Annotated in this window: 16 protein-coding genes; 4 read left to right on the top strand and 12 right to left on the bottom strand. The window is 64.7% G+C overall.

Translation table 11 applies throughout. The features are described 5' to 3' along the window. Positions 1-15: 15 nt before the first annotated feature. The 4 genes from RQP53_RS00395 (at position 16) to RQP53_RS00380 (ending at position 5635) form a co-directional block, all read left to right on the top strand. Positions 16-2787, top strand: coding sequence for a PEP/pyruvate-binding domain-containing protein (locus RQP53_RS00395; protein ID WP_315647947.1), 2772 nt, complete (start codon positions 16-18; stop codon positions 2785-2787). 1 nt (position 2788) lies between these two features. Continuing rightward, positions 2789-3103: a hypothetical protein gene (locus RQP53_RS00390; RefSeq protein ID WP_315647946.1), complete on the top strand. Its 315-nt coding sequence runs from the start codon at positions 2789-2791 to the stop codon at positions 3101-3103. Then, positions 3096-3845: a 4'-phosphopantetheinyl transferase family protein gene (locus tag RQP53_RS00385; protein WP_315647945.1), complete on the top strand. Its 750-nt coding sequence runs from the start codon at positions 3096-3098 to the stop codon at positions 3843-3845. The genes RQP53_RS00390 and RQP53_RS00385 overlap by 8 nt, the downstream gene beginning before the upstream one ends. Positions 3846-3910: 65 nt before the next feature. Continuing rightward, positions 3911-5635, top strand: coding sequence for an acyl-CoA dehydrogenase family protein (locus RQP53_RS00380; RefSeq protein WP_315647944.1), 1725 nt, complete (start codon positions 3911-3913; stop codon positions 5633-5635). A gap of 63 nt (positions 5636-5698) precedes the next feature. On the opposite strand, the gene RQP53_RS00375 is transcribed toward RQP53_RS00380, so the two are convergent. The 12 genes from RQP53_RS00375 to RQP53_RS00320 form a co-directional block, all read right to left on the bottom strand. Beyond that, positions 5699-6529 (bottom strand): hypothetical protein, encoded by an 831-nt coding sequence (locus RQP53_RS00375; protein ID WP_315647943.1) that lies wholly within the window; start codon positions 6527-6529, stop codon positions 5699-5701. A 10-nt stretch (positions 6530-6539) separates the two neighbouring features. Then, positions 6540-7760, bottom strand: a complete 1221-nt coding sequence (locus RQP53_RS00370; protein WP_315647942.1) for an acyl-CoA dehydrogenase family protein — start codon at positions 7758-7760, stop codon at positions 6540-6542. Positions 7761-7765: 5 nt separating this feature from the next. Next, positions 7766-8032 carry a MoaD/ThiS family protein gene (locus tag RQP53_RS00365; RefSeq protein ID WP_315647941.1) on the bottom strand — a complete coding sequence of 89 codons (267 nt, stop codon included), beginning with the start codon at positions 8030-8032 and terminating at the stop codon, positions 7766-7768. A gap of 70 nt (positions 8033-8102) precedes the next feature. Then, positions 8103-8924 (bottom strand): metal-dependent hydrolase, encoded by an 822-nt coding sequence (locus tag RQP53_RS00360; protein ID WP_315647940.1) that lies wholly within the window; start codon positions 8922-8924, stop codon positions 8103-8105. Between the two features lie 108 nt (positions 8925-9032). Then, positions 9033-9485: an SAM-dependent methyltransferase gene (locus RQP53_RS00355; protein WP_315647939.1), complete on the bottom strand. Its 453-nt coding sequence runs from the start codon at positions 9483-9485 to the stop codon at positions 9033-9035. A gap of 10 nt (positions 9486-9495) precedes the next feature. Beyond that, positions 9496-9843, bottom strand: coding sequence for a hypothetical protein (locus RQP53_RS00350; protein ID WP_315647938.1), 348 nt, complete (start codon positions 9841-9843; stop codon positions 9496-9498). Positions 9844-9859: 16 nt separating this feature from the next. Beyond that, on the bottom strand, positions 9860-10627 hold the full coding sequence (locus tag RQP53_RS00345) for a class I SAM-dependent methyltransferase (RefSeq protein WP_315647937.1): 768 nt from the start codon (positions 10625-10627) through the stop codon (positions 9860-9862). Positions 10628-10775: 148 nt separating this feature from the next. Next, entirely contained in the window at positions 10776-12287 is a 1512-nt protein-coding gene (locus tag RQP53_RS00340) for an MDR family MFS transporter (RefSeq protein ID WP_315647935.1), read from the bottom strand. 43 nt (positions 12288-12330) lie between these two features. Next, a complete protein-coding gene (gene moeB, locus RQP53_RS00335; protein WP_491572045.1) occupies positions 12331-13458 on the bottom strand; it encodes a molybdopterin-synthase adenylyltransferase MoeB in 1128 nt (375 codons plus the stop codon). An 11-nt stretch (positions 13459-13469) separates the two neighbouring features. Next, the gene (locus RQP53_RS00330) at positions 13470-14405 is read right to left on the bottom strand and encodes a CE1 family esterase (RefSeq protein WP_315647934.1); all 936 of its coding nucleotides are present in this window, start codon (positions 14403-14405) and stop codon (positions 13470-13472) included. A 107-nt stretch (positions 14406-14512) separates the two neighbouring features. Continuing rightward, positions 14513-15313: a redoxin domain-containing protein gene (locus tag RQP53_RS00325; RefSeq protein ID WP_315647933.1), complete on the bottom strand. Its 801-nt coding sequence runs from the start codon at positions 15311-15313 to the stop codon at positions 14513-14515. Between the two features lie 49 nt (positions 15314-15362). Further along, complete coding sequence (locus tag RQP53_RS00320) at positions 15363-16835, bottom strand: coproporphyrinogen-III oxidase family protein (protein ID WP_315647932.1); 1473 nt, start codon at positions 16833-16835, stop codon at positions 15363-15365. Between the last annotated feature and the right edge of the window lie 122 nt (positions 16836-16957).

Below are 16957 nucleotides of genomic sequence, written 5' to 3'. Positions count from 1 at the left end.
CAATGTGAGGCCCCCATGAGCGTCATCTCCTCCTTCGTCGACCTGACGCCCAGCGGCGAGGCCGGCGGCGCGCGCGACATCCCCCCTCCCTCAAGTTCCGTCTGGGTGCAGGTGTTTTCGCGCTGCCAGCAGCTCCGCGCGCAACAGATTGGCGGCAAGGGCCTCGGGCTGGCGCGCATGACGGCACGCGGCCTGCCGGTCCCGGCAGGCTATTGCATCACCGCCGAGGCGCTCGCCTATTACCTGCGGGCCAATGACATCGCGCTGAGCGAGTTCTGGGGCCAGTCTGATCCCGAAGGTGCGCAAGCCTTGGCCGATCGGATTCGCGGCGGTCTATTCCCGCGCGAGCTGCAGCAGCAGATCGAGCAGGCCTGGCAGCAGCTGGGCGTTGCCGAAGTCGCGGTGCGCTCCTCGGCTATCGATGAGGACTCGGCCGAGCATTCCTTTGCCGGCCAGCATCTCACCGTGCTGCATGTGCGCGGCACCAGCGCGCTGCTGGCTGCCGTGCGCGACTGCTGGGCCTCGCTGCTGCAAGCCTCGGCACTGGCCTATCGGGCGGCCCGTGGCGCGCATGGCACGCCGCAGATGGCCGTGGTCGTGCAGTCCATGATCGCCGCCGATGTCGCCGGCGTTGCTTTCGCCATCAACCCACTGACGGGCGCTGCGGATGAGTACCTGATCGAGGCCTGCCTGGGCCTGGGCGAAGGCCTGGTCGCCGGGCGGGTGGCCTCGGACAGCTTTGTGCTTGATGCGGCCAGCCTACAGATCCGCCGCCGCCATGTGCAATTCAAGCCCAGCGCGATGGTCTGGGACGAGGCGCAGCAGTCCGTTGTCGAGCGCCCGGTCGACGCGCCACGGCGCGAGGCTGCGGCCCTGTCTGACGCGCAGCTGCTCGCCATCGCCCGCTTGTTGCAGCAGGTATCGACCGAGTTCGGCGGCGCCCAAGACGTGGAATGGGCGATCGCCGGCGGCCAGCTGCATCTGCTGCAAAGCCGGCCCATCACCACGATCATCAAGCCGGCAGCCCCGCCCAGCACACCGTTTCAGGCCCCTACCGAACAAGCGCTGGACGAAGGCACCTTGTGGTCGCGCATGGATATCGGCGAGATCTTCACCGGCCGCATGACGCCGCTGGGCATCTCGTTTGCCAAGCACTATCAGTACAAGGTCCATCGCGACTGCGGCACCGGCATCGGTCTGCTGGACCTCGGCGATCCTGATCACTACATGGGCTACCTGAAGGGCCATGTCTATCTCAATGTGGCCTACACCGCCTATCTGCTGGCGCAGTCGCCCCCGGGCTTCGATCAGGCACCTTTCCTGCAACGCTTCTCCAGCGAAGAGGTCGACATTGCGGGCTACGTCAACCCCTATGGCAGCACGCACCGACACCCGCGCTACTCCAAGCTGCGCACCAGTGCCTTCTGGGCCTGGGCGACGATCAAGGAGTTTGCCGTGGCCAAGTCGCGGGCTCGCCGCATGGTCGCCTCGCGCCATGCCGAGTACGACCATGCGCTGAAGACGCCGCTGCACGAGCTGGATCTGAACCGGCTGCGCCAGGAAATGACGCATGCGCTGGACTACTTCAAGGCCATGCATGTGGGCTATCTGCCCTTCTACATCAACGCCTTTGCGCTCTACGGCCTGCTGGAGGAGCTGTGCAAGGCCTGGATGAAGGCCGACGGTCTGCACCTGCAGAACCGGCTCAAGGGGGACATGTCCAATCTGCGCACCGTGCAGTCGGCTCGCGACCTCTGGGCCTTGGCCCAGGCCCTGCAGCGCTATCCACAGGCCGAAGCGCTGGTGCGCCGCCTGCCCGCCAGCGAAGCGGCAGCGGCGCTGGCCGCCGATCCGCAAGGCCAGGTCTTTTGCAGCACCCATCTGGCCGGCTTCATGCGCGAGAACGGCGTGCGCGGGCACCAGGAGATGGAGCTGAGCCACCCGCGCTGGGTTGACGATCCGACCTATGTCTTCCAGATGCTCAAGACCTTTCTGGAGCGGGGCTATGAGGTCGAGAATCGCCTGGCTGGCCCTGGCCATGCCCAGCCTCAACCGGACAGCGAGGCATTGCTGGCCCGGCTGTCTTGGCCCAAGCGGCTGCTGATGCGCCGCGTGATCTCGATGTACAGCGCCTGCAGCCGGCTGCGTGAGGAATCGCGGATGGCGATGATCACCTCGATCTGGCTGGTGCGCCGCGTGCTTTGCGAGGCGGCACGGCGCCTGGTGGCGCAAGGCGTGTTGCGCGACGAGTCCGAACTGGCCTATCTGCAGTTCGACGATCTGCTGAACTGGCTCAATGGCTATGGCAGCGGCGAACAGATCTTCAGCCGCGCCAAGGTCGAGGCCAGTCGGCGCATGGCGCAGTCCTGGCAGGTCGACGAGGAGCCTCCATTGACCTTCATCGGCCACGCCAAGCCGTCCAAGGCAGCGCTCATCAGCCACACAGGCGCGCCGCTGGTTCAAGGCCTGGGTACCTCGGCCGGGCGGGTGCGCGCCCGTGCCCGCGTCATTCACGATCTGGCCAGCCAGGCCGGCGAGCTGCAGAAGGGCGAGATCATCGTGACGCACTTCACCGATGCGTCCTGGACACCGCTATTTGCCCTGGCCGGCGGCATCGTCACCGATATCGGTTCGATGCTGTCGCACAGCTCCATCGTGGCGCGCGAGTTCGGCATTCCCTCGGTCGTCAATACCAAGCACGCCACCGCCCGCATTCGCACCGGCGACCAGCTTCTGATCGACGGCGAAACCGGCGCCGTGTTGATCGAAACCGCACAGGACGCATGAAATGGACATCATCATCGACAAGATCCGCCTTCACGCCCCCGAACATGCCGAGGCGTTCATCCAGTGGGTGCAGCAGGTCGACTACGCCAGCTGCCCCGATCTGCCCAGCGTGCTGCGCTTCGACGTCGTGCGCGCCGCGCCTGAGTCGGGCTGCGACTTCTTCGAGATCATTCAAGTCGAGTCCCTGGCCGCCTTTCAGCGCGATATGCAGACGCCGGTCTTTGCCCGTTTGGTCGCCCGATTCAGCGAGCTGGCCAGCGTGACCGAGAGCTTCAGCGGCGCTGCATTGCCACCGGGATTTCAGCGGCATGCTTGAGCTGAGCCAGGGGCTGCCGGCCTGGCGGGCACTGCCGGCGCCGCCGGGCGTCAGCTGTGTCGGCGTCGGTCTGGCCGATGTCGCGGCGGCCCTGCCGACGCAAGGGCAGCCACTGGTCGCGCTGCTCGAGCAGCTCAGCGACGCTGAGCGTCAATGTCTGGCGCGGTTCCCGCTGCGCAAGCGGCGCATCGAATGGCTGGCCGGGCGCCTGGCCGCCAAGACTGCGCTGCAGCGCTCATCGGCTGCCCTGCCCAGGCCCGATCAGGCCGAGGTGAGGCAAGCGCAGGATCGCCGCCCCAGCTTCGCGCATACACACCTGTCGATCAGCCACAGCCGGCGTGAAGCGCTGGCCGCGGTGGCCGCGCAGGCCGTCGGCGTCGACACCGAGACTTACGACGCCATGCGCGCTGACAGCCTGCAGCTGCTGATTCGCGACGATGAGAGCCAGGCGCTGGCCACCGATCTCGGCTGCGATCTGCAGGCGGCGCGAACACTGGCCTGGTGCATCAAGGAGGCGCTGTTCAAGGCCGCCGGCCAGGGCGCATTTGCCAGCTTTGCCCGTGCCTTGCAGCTGCAGGGCTGGCGCCACGATCAACAGCTGCCGGCCTGGCGCTGGCTGAGCGATGAGATCAGGGCGCCGGTACCGTCGCTCGCACCGTGGCAGCTGCGCTATGGCCTGGAAGCCGAGGCGGCCTGGGCCCTCGTCGTCGCGACCCCCTGCCCCGCAACGCCTCAGGGCTGACTCCGCAGCAGCCGGTCCGCCTTGATCGGGTCGGCCCCACCACTTTTTCAAAGAAAGAACCAGAGATGGATCGCAAGGCCCTCGCCGAGCACTGGGAACGCCAACTCGGAGACCCGAACCTGCCGCAGTCCGCGCTCAATCTGCACACCGTGCTTGAGCTGGACGAGCATGAACGTTTCCCGCAATCGTCGATCGACGCCTTGCAGGCACTCGGCGCCTTTGAGATGCTGATCCCGGCCCGTGATGGCGGGCAGCTGCAGGAGCCGGAGCAGCTGTTGATGCTGGGGCGGCTGTTGTCGCGCCGCGACCTGAGCAGCGCGATTGCCTTTGGCCAGACCATGCTGGGCAGCCTGCCCCTGTGGCTGGCAGGCACGACGGCGCAGAAACAGCGCCTGATCGAAGACCTGCGTGCCGGCGCCCTGGGCTGCCTGGCCCTGACCGAGAAGGCCCATGGCAGCGACATTCTCAGCAACGAGGTCTCTGGCGTCGCCACCGCCGACGGTTTTCTGATCGACGGCGAGAAATGGTTGATCAACAACGCCGGCCAAGGCGGCAGCGCCACGGTCCTGGGTCGGCTGCAGCGCCCGGGACGTGCCGCCGAGATCGTGCTGTGGCATCTGCGCAAGCGCGGCCAGCCACAGTCCGGCTGGCGTGCTCTGCCCAAGATCCGGACGCTGGGCATTCGCGGGGCTGACATCAGCGGCTTCGCGCTATCGGGCTATCGCGCCGATGCTGACGCGCTGTTGCGCGGCACGGAGCCGGCCATCTACACAGTGCTCAAGACCTTGCAGATCTCGCGCATTCTGTGCAGCGGCTTTGCCCTCGGCGCCGTCGATACCCAGTTCAGGCTGGCCCTTCGCTTTGCCCGTCAACGCCAGCTCTACGGCAAACCGGTGCTGGCCATTCCGATGGTGCGGGCACGGCTGGCGCATTGCACCGCCCGTCTGCTGGTTGCCGATTTGATGGCCCAGCTGGCCAGCCGGGCCATTGCCGCCCTGCCGCAGGAGCTCAGCCTGCTCTCCGCCATTGCCAAGTTTCATGTGCCAACCGAGGCCGAGGCCCTGGGCCGCGAGCTCGGTGTGGTGCTCGGCGCCCGGCACTACCTGCGCAGCGAGCTGCCATGGAGCCTGTTCCAGAAAATGCAAAGAGACGGCCAGGTCGTCAGCCTCTTCGATGGCAGCACCCAGGTGAATCTGTCGCTGATCGCGGCGCAGCTTCGGCAACTGGGTGAGCAGCTGGCGCAAGTCAGCCGCAGCCTGCCGGCTGAGCAGCAGCCAGCAGGCGCACCGACGCCACTGGCCGCACTCTTCATGCCCGAGCAGGCCTGCCGCGGCTGGCCTGAGGCGGCCGAGCTGAAGCTGTCCAACGGCGGCATGGACAGCATCGCCAGCGCCTTCTTGCGCTTGGGCAGCGTCAGCGGCCCCTGCGCGGCAGCCGTCAATGCGCTGCGCGCGCGTTGGCAGGCCTGGCTGATGGACTGCGAACAGGCCACACAAGTGCAAAGGCTGGCCCATGACTCGGTCAAGCTGATGCAACTCGCCGAGCGCTATATCGCCTTGCACAGCGGCGCTGTTGCCGTGCTGGGTTGGCTCTTCACCCGCTCGCGGGTGGGGCAACAGGCCTGCATCAGCGATGCCGTGCTCATCAGCTATATCGCGTCACGCTGGCCCGAAGCCGGCATCGAAGTGACGGACCAGCAGTACGCGGAAATCATTGCGATGGCCGAGCGCTTGCTGGACCAACAGCGCCTGATCTCCTTGCAGGAGGTTCAGCTGGCCGGCAGCTTGTGACAGACAGTGGCCTGGTCGGCATGGCGTGGGGCGCGGCGCCAACTCGGTCGCCGCCCGTGACACTCAAGCGGCGAAGTGCTCCAGCACGGTGGCATGCTGGTGTTCGCCACCGATCCGTGACTTGTAGACGTGGACAAAGGTCAGTCCCTGTTCGTTTCGATAGGCCGCGCTGTGGATCTCGGCGCTGTCGAACAGGAACATGGGGCGGTCGATCTCGATCTCGATGGCCTTGACAGGCTGGCTGAGGCCGAGCTGCAGCGCATCGCGATGCGCCGGCGCCGCATCCAGAATCATCGCTTCGCGCGCCGTGGCCGCGTTCGCGCCAACCTCGATATAGGACCACTGATCGGCCGCTTCGCAATCATGTCGGCTGAGCAACTGGGGGCGCACGGCCGTGGCCATGGGCAACTGCTGCGCCAGGCGGCTCATCCAAGCGCGCAAGGGCCGCTCAGCCGGTGTGCTGCGAATCTCGTCGGGCTGAAACATTTCCAGCACGGCACCCTCGACACGGCCCGGCAAGGCACCAAAGTCGCCATCGCGTTCGATGGCCAGAGGTCGCATGGCGCAATTCAGACTGGCGAATCGCTGCCCGCCATTGAAGAACTCCAACTCACCAAACAACAAATGGCGCTTCTGATGCAGGCTGACCTGACCGCGCACCTTGAATCCGTTGGCACTGAAGAAGTCAAAGTGATGCTCGTAGCGGACGCTTTGCCGCACCACGACGACGCCGAAGTTGTACTCGCGAATCAAGGTCGGGAAAGGCCGCAGATTCTCGTTGGCCCAGTGTGTCCACCCCTTCATGGCAAAGCCAAGCACGCTGCGCGGCAGCAGCTGGCGCGCATCGAAGAGGCTGGTGTCGTTGAGGACCTGGATATGGATATCTCTTGGCATCGTCTGTCAGCTACAAAACCCTGGCGGCCGCAATGGCGCCGAGGTTGACCTCCAACACATCCTGCGCGCCGGCGCCGGACAACATGCCGCAGAAATCGCGCAGGTATCGCTCCAGGTGCTGGTTGCAGGCATAGCCGCGTGCCCCGGTGAGCCTGATCGATTCCAGTGCAACCGCGATTGCGTGCTCGGTGATCTGATGCTTGGCCGTTGAGATGGCCTCCCCGAACAGATCACTGCCCGGCTGTGCATCGAGCCCGCCCAACGCTGCATCCACCAAAGCACGGGAACTCAGTGTTTTCATTTGCATGCGGCCAAGCCTCGCCTGCACCAATTGCATGCTGGTCAGCGGGGCGCCATAGCGCTCGGTTTCGGCCAGCATGCGGGCGCATTCGTCAACAATGCGCTGCATCCGGCCAACTGGCGCGCAGCACAGCATGGCCCGGCGTGGGTTCAGGAAGGCCTGCACATGCTCCAGACCATTCTCCAGCGTGATCACTTGCTCGCGCGGGACGCGCACCGCATCGAAGTGCAGCGCGGCCAAGCCGCTGGCCCGCAGGCCCATGGTCGCAATCGGCTCAACCCGCAGACCGCGCGAGTCACGATCAATCATCACAACGGCCATATCGCCGGTCGCGTCGTTGCGCAGATAGGTCATGTAGCTGTCGGCCATCGCGCCCGCGGTCACCATGACCTTGCTGCCGCTGGCCAGATAGTCGCCGCCATGAGCTCTGAAACTGGACTTCAGCGTGAAGGCGTCGCCATCTTCGGTGTAGGCAAAGGCCGGCAGACGCTCACCCGTACAGACTGGCCTGACATAGCGATCGATCAACTGCTCATTGCCGCTGGCCAGCAACATATTGGCGACGGCCTGGAACAGGCTGATATTGAGGGTGAACGAAGCATCGTCACAGAGGTAGCCGACACGTTCGAGCACACGCCCCCAACATGGCAGCGACATGCCCAGCCCACCGACGCTGCGCGGCAAGGAGGCGCCCAGCAGACCACAGCGGGCGGCCTCCAGCAGCACCTCCCGGCGCAGCGGCTGTCCGCTGGCGTCCAGTTGTGCGGCCTCTTCGGACACCCGCCTGAGCAGGCTGCCCGCCTGCGCATCAACCCAATGCGCAGTCGCCTCGCGACTGTCCGACTCGGGGAGCACCGGCTCATTGACGGCGCGAGCGCGACGCAGCGCCAGCGGCGGCGCCAGCATGGTTTCCTCGGACGGGGACAGCATGGGCTTCAGCCTCCGGCAATGGCGGTGAGGATCTCCAGGCGGTCCGCATCGGTGACGGGGCTCGTCACCTGCTCAGAGCTCAGCTGCTGACCATTCAGGAAGAGTCGGTGCACCTTGCGCAGTTGGCCGCCCGAATCCAGCAGCACCGAGCCAATCGCCGGGAAACGCTCGACCAGTGTTTCGATCGCCTCACGGACCGTTTCCGCCGGCAGGCTGTGTTCACGCTGGTACTGGGCATGCTTTTGCAAGACACCTGACAGGACGATATTCATGCTACGACTCCTAGATTCAATCAATTCATTGCGGCTGGACCGTGCCGCAGATCTGTCCATCACGCACTCATCAATGCCGGGGCGAGGCAATCTGCGCAAAGACCGGCGCCGCATAGCGGTCGCAATCACGCCCCAGTGGGTGGAAGCTGGGTGCCAGGTAGTCGCGGGCATAGGCCAGCGAGTACTGCACAAAGCGCTCATCAACAAAGGCGAAGCGCAGCAGGCGCCAGTAGGTGGACGGCCGACACCAATCGAAGTTCTGCAGCAGCAGCCAAACGGTGGTGGCCATCAGGATGCCGGTGTAAAGCAGATAGGCCAGACCGCCTGCCAGCACCCGCATGACATAGCCCACCCTAAGCGCTTCGGCGACATCGTGGATCACCGCACGATGCTCGATCTCCTCGGCGAAATGCCACCTCAGCAACAGGCTCAACTCGGCATCGGAATCACCGAAGTAATCGACCTTGCGCAAACACATTTCCCCCAGCATCGTGTTCAGGTGTTCCAGCGCCGCGATGACGGCGATGCGCAGTCGCCGGCTCATCAACGCAAACAGCACGCGAAACACCACAAAGCTGAGCACCTTGTGATAGCCGCGGTAGCGCAACCCGACGCGGTCCAGATGAACGCAGGCCTTGCGATGCTGGACCCCGTGCGCCGCCTCCTGCCCCAGCCAGCCCTTCAATTGCGCCTTCAAGGCCGGATCGCTGACGTCAGCCAGATAGCGGCGCACGATGGCAACGAACTCAAACTCGTCACACAGCAGCAGCAGATAGGCATTGAAGAAGGCCGTGCCAAAACGATCGTCGCGGAACCACAGGCGCTTCTCGGCCCGCTCAAAAGCGGGCCGCACCGGGCGGGTGGCGATGACTCTGTCGGGCTGAGGACGCATGAGCGCTGCTGTATGAGAGAGGCGAAGGCTTGGGCTGTTGACGAGGCCAGGCAAGGCGCTGGCGGGACGCTGACGAGGCGGCCGCCTCGCAAGCAGCGCCCGGCCTGCTTACTTGAAGTAGTCCTTCATCACCTCATGGCTCCAGGCCGGCTGCACCACCTCACCAATCGGGCCAAACTCGGCCAGATAGGGCTTGATGTCGAGCACCGGCGTGCCATTGATGGCATCAAGACCGCGCACACGCAGGGTGCGGCCTTCCACCTGAAGTACGCGGCAACGCGTGAGGCCGATCAGGTTGGGCCGCGCCTTGGCGCGCTGGGCCAGGATGCCGACCAGCGGCCAGTCACTGCGGCCACGCGGATGGCGCGCGCCGCGCTCGATCTCTTCCGGCGGCACACGATGCAGGTGATAGATCACCTCGATATGGCTGAAGGTTTCCAGTCCCTTCAGGGATTCCGCCGAAAGCTCGGGCGCATCGATGGTGATGGTGGCCTCGACGCTGCCCCAGTTGTCGTCCGTCAGGTCCACCCGTGGCGACGAGACATAGCCGATGGGGCTCATGGAAATCTGTTTAGCTGACATTGAAAACCTCTTCGTCGTTGACGCGTATCACTTGAATAAAAACCGATGAGACGCCGCACTCCAGCGCTGTGGCCAGGGTTTCTCGCAAGCGCTCCATGATGAGGTGCACCTTGTCCTGCGGATGGCTGCGGCGGCAGAACATGCGCACCATGGGGCCGCACTGCTGGCCCGCATGCCAATCCGGGCGCCGCGCCATGGCCAGGTTAACCGGGTGCCAGAAGGCCCAGACCTTGTCGATCGGCAGTCCGGCCACCGCGCTGACATTGGCGCAAACGGTTTGCAAGATGGTCGCCACCTGCTCGCCGTCATAGGGATGCAGGATATGTATCGTCGGCATCGCAGAGCCGCCCTGCTCAGCTGGCTTGCGCGTGAATGAAGCAGGTGCGTACCGGCACGGTGTAGCCGCCATCACGCCGGCCGATGCCGATCGATTCCAGCATCGGGGCCGGTGTATTGACTAGCAAAGCCACCATCGCGGCATGCGCCGCATCACCGGAACTGGCAATCTCGCACCAGCGCTGCAGCGGCACCCCGCCCGGCCGTTCGGTCAGATCGCGCTGCAGCTCGACGATCTGCAGCCCGGCCGCTTCCAACAGCTCGCGCCAGCGGGAGACGGTGTAGCTGCGAATATGGGTCGGATCGTGCAGGACCTCGAGCTGATGATTCAAGCCATCGCAGTCGGCATCGTCATCGCCGTGCAGATCGATGATCACCACGCTACCGCCTTTGCGTACGATGCGGCGGAATTCGGCCAGTGCGCGACCGATATCGGTGAAATGATGGGCGGCCAGCCGGCACACCACCAGGTCCATGCTTTGGTCGGGCAGCGGGATGGCTTCCGCGAAGGCCTCGACCGGATGTACCGGCGCATTGCGCGCTTGCCCCAGTGCGACGAAGTTCTTCAACATATTCGGCGAAGGATCGACGCCGTACATGGCTTTGGCGTGGCCCAGCAACGCGAAAGCGGAATGCCCGGCGCCACAGGCGACGTCACAGACGTCCAGGTCGTCACGGCCTTCGCCCAGCTTGCGCAACATGCTCAGCGAGGGGCTGGTCTCATGCACTTCGCTCTTGGCGTAGTTGTCGGCAATGGCATCGAATCTCGCGCTGGCGGCGGTCATGGGGCTGTTTCCTTGCTGGTGTGGGCGCGCGCCCGTTGGTGAGGGCATCGCCGCGCCGCAAAGGGCGCCGGCCATGCCGGTGATGGCTTGGTATTCAACTGCTGGCTGTCGTCCCGCGCCGCGCCGCGCGTGCGCGCTTGGCTCAAGCTCATGCACCCTCCCCAGCCGGCCGTTTGACGTCGCCGGCCTGCTCATGCCCCGGGTCCTGCAGGGGCAACTCCGGCAGCAAGAGCAGGACCAGAAAGGCCAGGGCCAGCACGGCGGCGCCAACGGCAAAGGTGCCGGCAATGGCGCTGCGATAGGCTTGCGCGACCAGCGTGCCCTGCGCCTGCAGGGTATCGACCTGGCTGGCCACAAAGGCACCGGAGGCGGCCACGCCGATCAGGCCACCGAGTGAACGGAAGAAGGTCAGCATCGCTGTCCCCACACCGCGAAGCTCAAAGGGCAAGGCGTTCTGCACGGCGACCGTCATGTTGGGCATGACCAGACCCAGACCGATGCCCAGGGTCAGCACAATGGGCGTGATCACGGCCTCGCGCTGCGCTTGCATCACCGCCCAGGCCAGCAAGGCAAAGGCGACGCAAGCCATGGCCAGGCCAAGCTTCTGCGTTGGCTTGTAGCGCTCGCTGCGCGTCAGGATGCGGCCGCTGAGCAGTGAGCCGATCACCGCGCCGAGCATCAAGGGCACCATCAAGAGTCCGGAGCGAGTCGGATCGTCTCCGACCACGACTTGCGAGTACATGGGCAGGAAGATGGTGGCGCCGAACAGGCCCATGAAGGTCAGGCCCATGACGACGCTGGCGATATTGAAAAGCCGGTTGTCGAACAGGCTCAGTGGCAGGATAGGCATCGCGGTACGCCGCAGATGAGCTCCCAGCAGGCCCAGCAGCACGAGTCCAGTGCCAGCCAGGGCCAGGCACTCGGCCGAGTCCCAGGGCAGGCTGCTGCCGCCCATGGACAGCAGCAGCAGGATGGCGCTGACTGTTGCCGTCAGCATCATCGCGCCCAGGTAGTCGATCTTCTGCTGGCCAATCGGCCGCACGCTGTGCAAGCGGGTCAGCAAAACGAACAGTGCTGCCCCACCGACGGGCAGATTGACATAGAAGATCCAGTGCCAAGACAGCGCTTCGGTAATGCCGCCGCCGACGATAGGGCCGGCCACACTGGTCAGCGCATAGACCGCAGCGATGGCGCCTTGCTTGCGACCGCGCTGCTTGGCCGGGATCAGGTCGGCGATGATGGCCTGTGCCAAAGGCATGAAGCCACCGGCGCCCAGGCCCTGCAGCACCCGAGCCATCACCAACTCAATCAGGCCGGTAGACATGCCGCACAGCAGCGAGCCGATGATGAAGGTGATCACGGCCACGCAGATCATTGCCTTGCGTCCGTACTGGTCGCCCAGCTTGCCGTACAGCGGCATGGCCGCGGTCGACGCCAGCACGTAGGCCGTGACCACCCAGGAGCTCGTCGCGATGCCGCCGAACTCGGCCATGATGCGCGGCAAGGCAGTGGCGACAATGCTTTGATCCAGGGTGCCCAGCGCGATGACGACCATCAGGGCCAGATAGCTGGCGCGAAAGCTGCTGCGGCCATCGGGCGCTGCCAGGGGCGCCGCGCCATGCAGGGCTTGATTCGCGCTGGATTCCATGCGTGTGCTCAAGAGTTGTCCTCGCTGCGGGTCAGGATGTCATGCGCCGCGCGGCTCAATAGATGGGAATGGCGAGATCGACGGCATCGGCCCAGGCGCGTATGCCGCCGCTCAGGCTCTTGACGTTCTTGAAGCCCGCTTGCTGCAGCTGCGCGGCGGCCTTGCGGCTGCGCCCGCCAAGCAGGCAATAGACGATGATGTCTGCGCTGGGGTCGACCTCATCGAGGCGATCAGGCAGCAGATTCAGCGGGATGTGCTTGGCGCCATCGATGCGGCAGATGTCCCACTCGGCTGGATCACGAACGTCCAGCAGCATCAGCGGGCGGGCGGCGCTGTCCAGCAGCTGCTTGAGCTCCATCGCTGCAATTTCCGGCACCGGTGCCGGCTCACAGGCAAGCGACTGCTGGCGATGCTGGCTCAGGTCCTTGATGCTGGCGCGGCTGCCGCAGACCGGGCAGTCGGGATCGCGGGCCAGCTGCAATTCGCGTGTCTGCATCTGCAAGGCATCGACGGTCATCATGCGCCCAATCAGCGGCCGGCCCAACCCCGTGATCAGCTTGAGCACCTCGGTGGCCTGGATCACGCCCAGCAGACCGGGCAACACGCCCAGCACGCCGCCTTCCGCGCAATTCGGCACCTCGCCTGGATTTGGCGGCGTGGCATAGAGGCAGCGATAGCAGGGGCCGTGTCGTGCATCGAAGACCGAGGCCTGGCCTTCAAAGCGAAAGACGCTGGCATGAACATTGGGCTTGCCCAGCAGCACGCAGGCGTCATTGGTCAGGTAGCGGGTCGCAAAGTTGTCGCTGCCATCGGCGACGATGTCGTAGGCGCTCAACAGTGCCATCGCGTTGTCGGCATTGAGCATTTCGGCGTGTGTTTGCACCTCGATCTCGGGATTCAGTGCCAGCAGCTTCTCTTTCGCCGACTCCACCTTGGCGCGGCCCACATCGGCGCTTCGATGCAGGATCTGGCGCTGCAGATTGCTGACGTCAACGACATCCGCGTCGACCAGGCCGATGCGACCGACACCGGCGGCAGCCAGGTACAGTGCCAGTGGTGAACCCAGCCCGCCGGTACCCACGCACAGCACGCTGGCGGCCTTGAGCTTCTCCTGCCCGGCCCGCCCGATCTCCGGCATGATGAGATGCCGGCTGTAGCGCTTGATCTCGGTGTTGGACAACATCACTGACTCCGTCATGGCTGTGCGCCGGCTTGAACAGCGGCGACCGCCGCTGGGCGTGTGGGCATTGCGGCTTCGTCACGCCCACCGTTACTGGCAGGCCTTGCATTCACGTGACCTGCAACGCGCCGCGCCGGCAGACCCTTGAAGAATTTCCAGCTCTCCGCCATGGCATCGATGGCGGTGCTGGTGCGGCCAAACACCCAGGGCTGCTTGCACAGCGGCTGCGGAATCGTGTGCCCGCCACCATGCACCAGCAGAAGAACGACCTGGTCTCGCCCGCCAAGTTGCCAGGCATAGCGTTCGACCCAGTCCGCCCTGGCTTGCGCCCTGCCGGAACGGCGCAACAATGAGCCGGCCGGTGCGAATGAGGCCGCGGTCTCGAGTGCTGAAAGCACCGGGCCGAGCCGGCGCAATCCATACGGGGACAACTCGCCGCCGCCAAAGGGATTGATCGGGTCAGCCGTGCCATTGATGATCAACACCGGCACGCTCACGGGCAGCATCGGGCATTTGGAATCCGACGCCGCCGGCCGATTGGCAGCTACTGCGACAACGCCGGCAAGCCGCTCCGGCAGTGCCTGCGCCAGCCGGAAGCATAGATGGCCACCATTGCTATAGCCAAAGGCATAGACGCGCTTCGTGTCAATCTGATGCTGGGCGGCAAACCAGTCCACCATGGCCTGGACAAAACCCAGTTCGTCCACATTGCGCTGCGTCGCGACGTTTTTGCGCCCCTTCTGGCAGCTGTTCCAGTTGCCGCCCACGCCTGCCGGATAGACAACGATGGCGCCGTCCTGCTGGGCGATGGCCTCAAAGCCGCGGTCGGTGAAACGACGAATTTGGGCAGGGCTGCCCGATCCGCCATGAAACACAAGCAGCATCGCTGCGCCCGGAGCAAGTCGCTGCGGCACAAAGTAGTCGAAGCGTCGAAGCGTGCCGCCGACCATCAGCGTCGCGTTCTGAACTCCGCTGCGCTGCCAGGCCCGCTGCCGTAGCAGACGCCAGGCGAGCAGCGTTGCCGTGCCCAGTGCAATGGCATAGACGGCAAGGCTGCTCATGAGCATGCTTCAGCGGCCGGGGCCGCACGGCATTGCAGCATTGCCGCCTTGGACTTAGCGAGGCCGCGCGCGAACTGCAGCCACTGCGCCGACGACAGAAAGGTCTGGCGGGTCTTGGTGCTGTTCAGGCGGCGTACATCAGCGACCAGCAGCTCGCCACGCTCATTGAAGAGAAAGACGCTCTCATGAGGCAATAGCAAGCCCCAGGCGCGCTGGGCGAAGCCGGGCTCGATGCGCACCCGCATGCTGCGAAACAGATCGCCGTCAGGATCAACCGCAAACGGCAGTTTCACGCCGTGGGCATGCCACCAGCGCGACTGCTCGCGGGCGCTCACCGCCAGCACGGCCACGCCCAGCGACTCAAGCTCGGCAGCGACGGTGGCCAGATCGGTCAGATGCAAGCGCGAGTACGGGCACCAGGTGCCACGGAACAGGATCAGTAGAAGCGGACGGCCCGCGGCGAACCGCTTGAGATCGGGCGCCCTGCCCGCCACCTCGGGCCAACCCACGCCGACACCAGCGGGAGCAGGCCCATCCACCTGGCGGCAGACCGCATGTGGCGCCGCATTGACGTCATCGCGAACGAGCTCATCGCTGGCCTCGGTCAGCGGAAAGAACTGGCGCTTGAAGAAGGTGTCGACGGCGTAGGCCCAGTCCATCCGGCTGCCGCTGCGATAGCGCAGCCAGAGTAGCGGCGCCACAGCAAAGCGCAGGGCAATCCAAAGACCCGCCAAGGGCATGCGCAGCGCCACAGCGATGCTGGAGTGAGGTTGGATTCTGCTCGGGACCGTAGCCATCTCTGCCTCTCGGGAGGGTGTTGGTGGGGCATCTCCTGGGCCTGGGCGCTCACCCGACCTTGTTGCACACCGCCGTCGTGAAAGAACCGATGCGGTCGTGCAGATAGACCGAGATGATTTCCTCGTGCAGCGCCTCGCCATTGAGCGTAGGCACATAGGCACGGCCACCCTGCGTGGCTCTGATCAGGCCCTTGCTCTGCAGCTCTTCAAAGATGCTGCGGTAGGGCTCGTCCTGGCTGATATCAACGCCGTACTCATTTTTGAAGCGCTCGACCTCGATTGGCTGGCGCGACTTGTAGGCGAAGCCAAGTGCAGTGGCCGCGGCCTGGTTGCCAGTCAGCAGCCGGCCATAGGCCAGCGGCGGCTGATCCGAGCTCTCCATATGGTGCAGATAGCCGTTGATGTCTGAGCTGTTGTGCGTCTGCAAGGCACTCTGATTCGCGCCCGCAAGCCAGCCATAGGCGCCAGGTCCGAAGGCCAGCATGGTGTCAAAGCGCTGCCACTTGTTGCGCGAGACGCGAGGGATATTCCCTTCGGGGTAGGTGCCCGGCAGGCTCCACCAGCCACAGGGGCTGGGCTCATAGCCGGCCTTGAGCAAATGGCCGACCGCACGCTCACGCATCTCGTAGGTGGTTTCGAGACTGGGGAAGAGGTCCTGCTCAATGATGCGATTGCGGATCTTGGGCACGTTCCAGGCCGCGCGATTGCCGATGCCCATCGACTGTCGGTCAGCGTTGCGCAGGCGATAGATGGTGATGGTCGGCACGCGCATTTCCACCAATGTGCGGATGTCATCCGACACGGTGTCCGGCGTCTGGTACGGCAGGCCAAACATCATGTCCACATTGAAGGGCTTGCCGACTTCCTTCAGATTCATGATGGCCTGAACCGACATCTCCGGCGAGTGGCCACGATTCGTGAAGCTGTTGACCTCGGGCGTGAAGGATTGAACGCCGACACTGAATCTGTTGAAGCCGATCTTGGTCAGCGCCGCCACCTTCTCATACTCGTGGAAGTTGTCGGGATTGCCCTCGACGTTGAGCTCGCAGTCGGGCGTCACCGAGAAGGTCTCGTGCACATGATCAAGAATCCGCTTCAGGTGCTCGGGGGTCAGAATCGCCGCGGTGCCGCCACCGATATAGAAGGACTGAATCAAGGCTTTGGTCGTCCAGGGCACGTCGCGGGCATAGAGCGACGACTCCTTGATCAAGGCATCGGTCCAGCGGTTCAGTTGCTCGGCACGCGAGGTCGGCGAGGCCAGCTGCTTGACGTAATTGCAGAAGTGGCAGATGTAATCGCACAGCGGGAAGTGGTAGTACAGGTGTGCCGGCTTGCCAGCGCCGGGGTGTGCCTTGTAGCGCTCGAACAGTTCGGCAGCTTCCAGTCGCTCGCCGAAGTTGGCGGTGACGTTGATGTTGTACTCATCACGGCCAATCTGCAGTTCCGGGTGGCGGCCCAGAAGTGCACCCAGATTGGCTTCATAGCTCAGAGGGTCGGCAACATCGCAGACTTCAGCATTCATTGAACACTCCGTTAGATTTCGAATCAGCGACTGGCAGGCGACTCGACACGAGTGCAGCGCCAGGGCGAGGGATTTCCGCGCGACCCAACAGCGGATCGCGTTCTGTTCGCACTACCTTTTGC

The organism is Roseateles aquae, assembly GCF_032337115.1.
Classification (GTDB): Bacteria; Pseudomonadota; Gammaproteobacteria; order Burkholderiales; family Burkholderiaceae_C; genus Roseateles_C; species Roseateles_C aquae.
The sequence above is the reverse complement of the archived record's forward strand: the minus strand, read 5'-3'. Positions and strand labels throughout refer to the sequence as shown.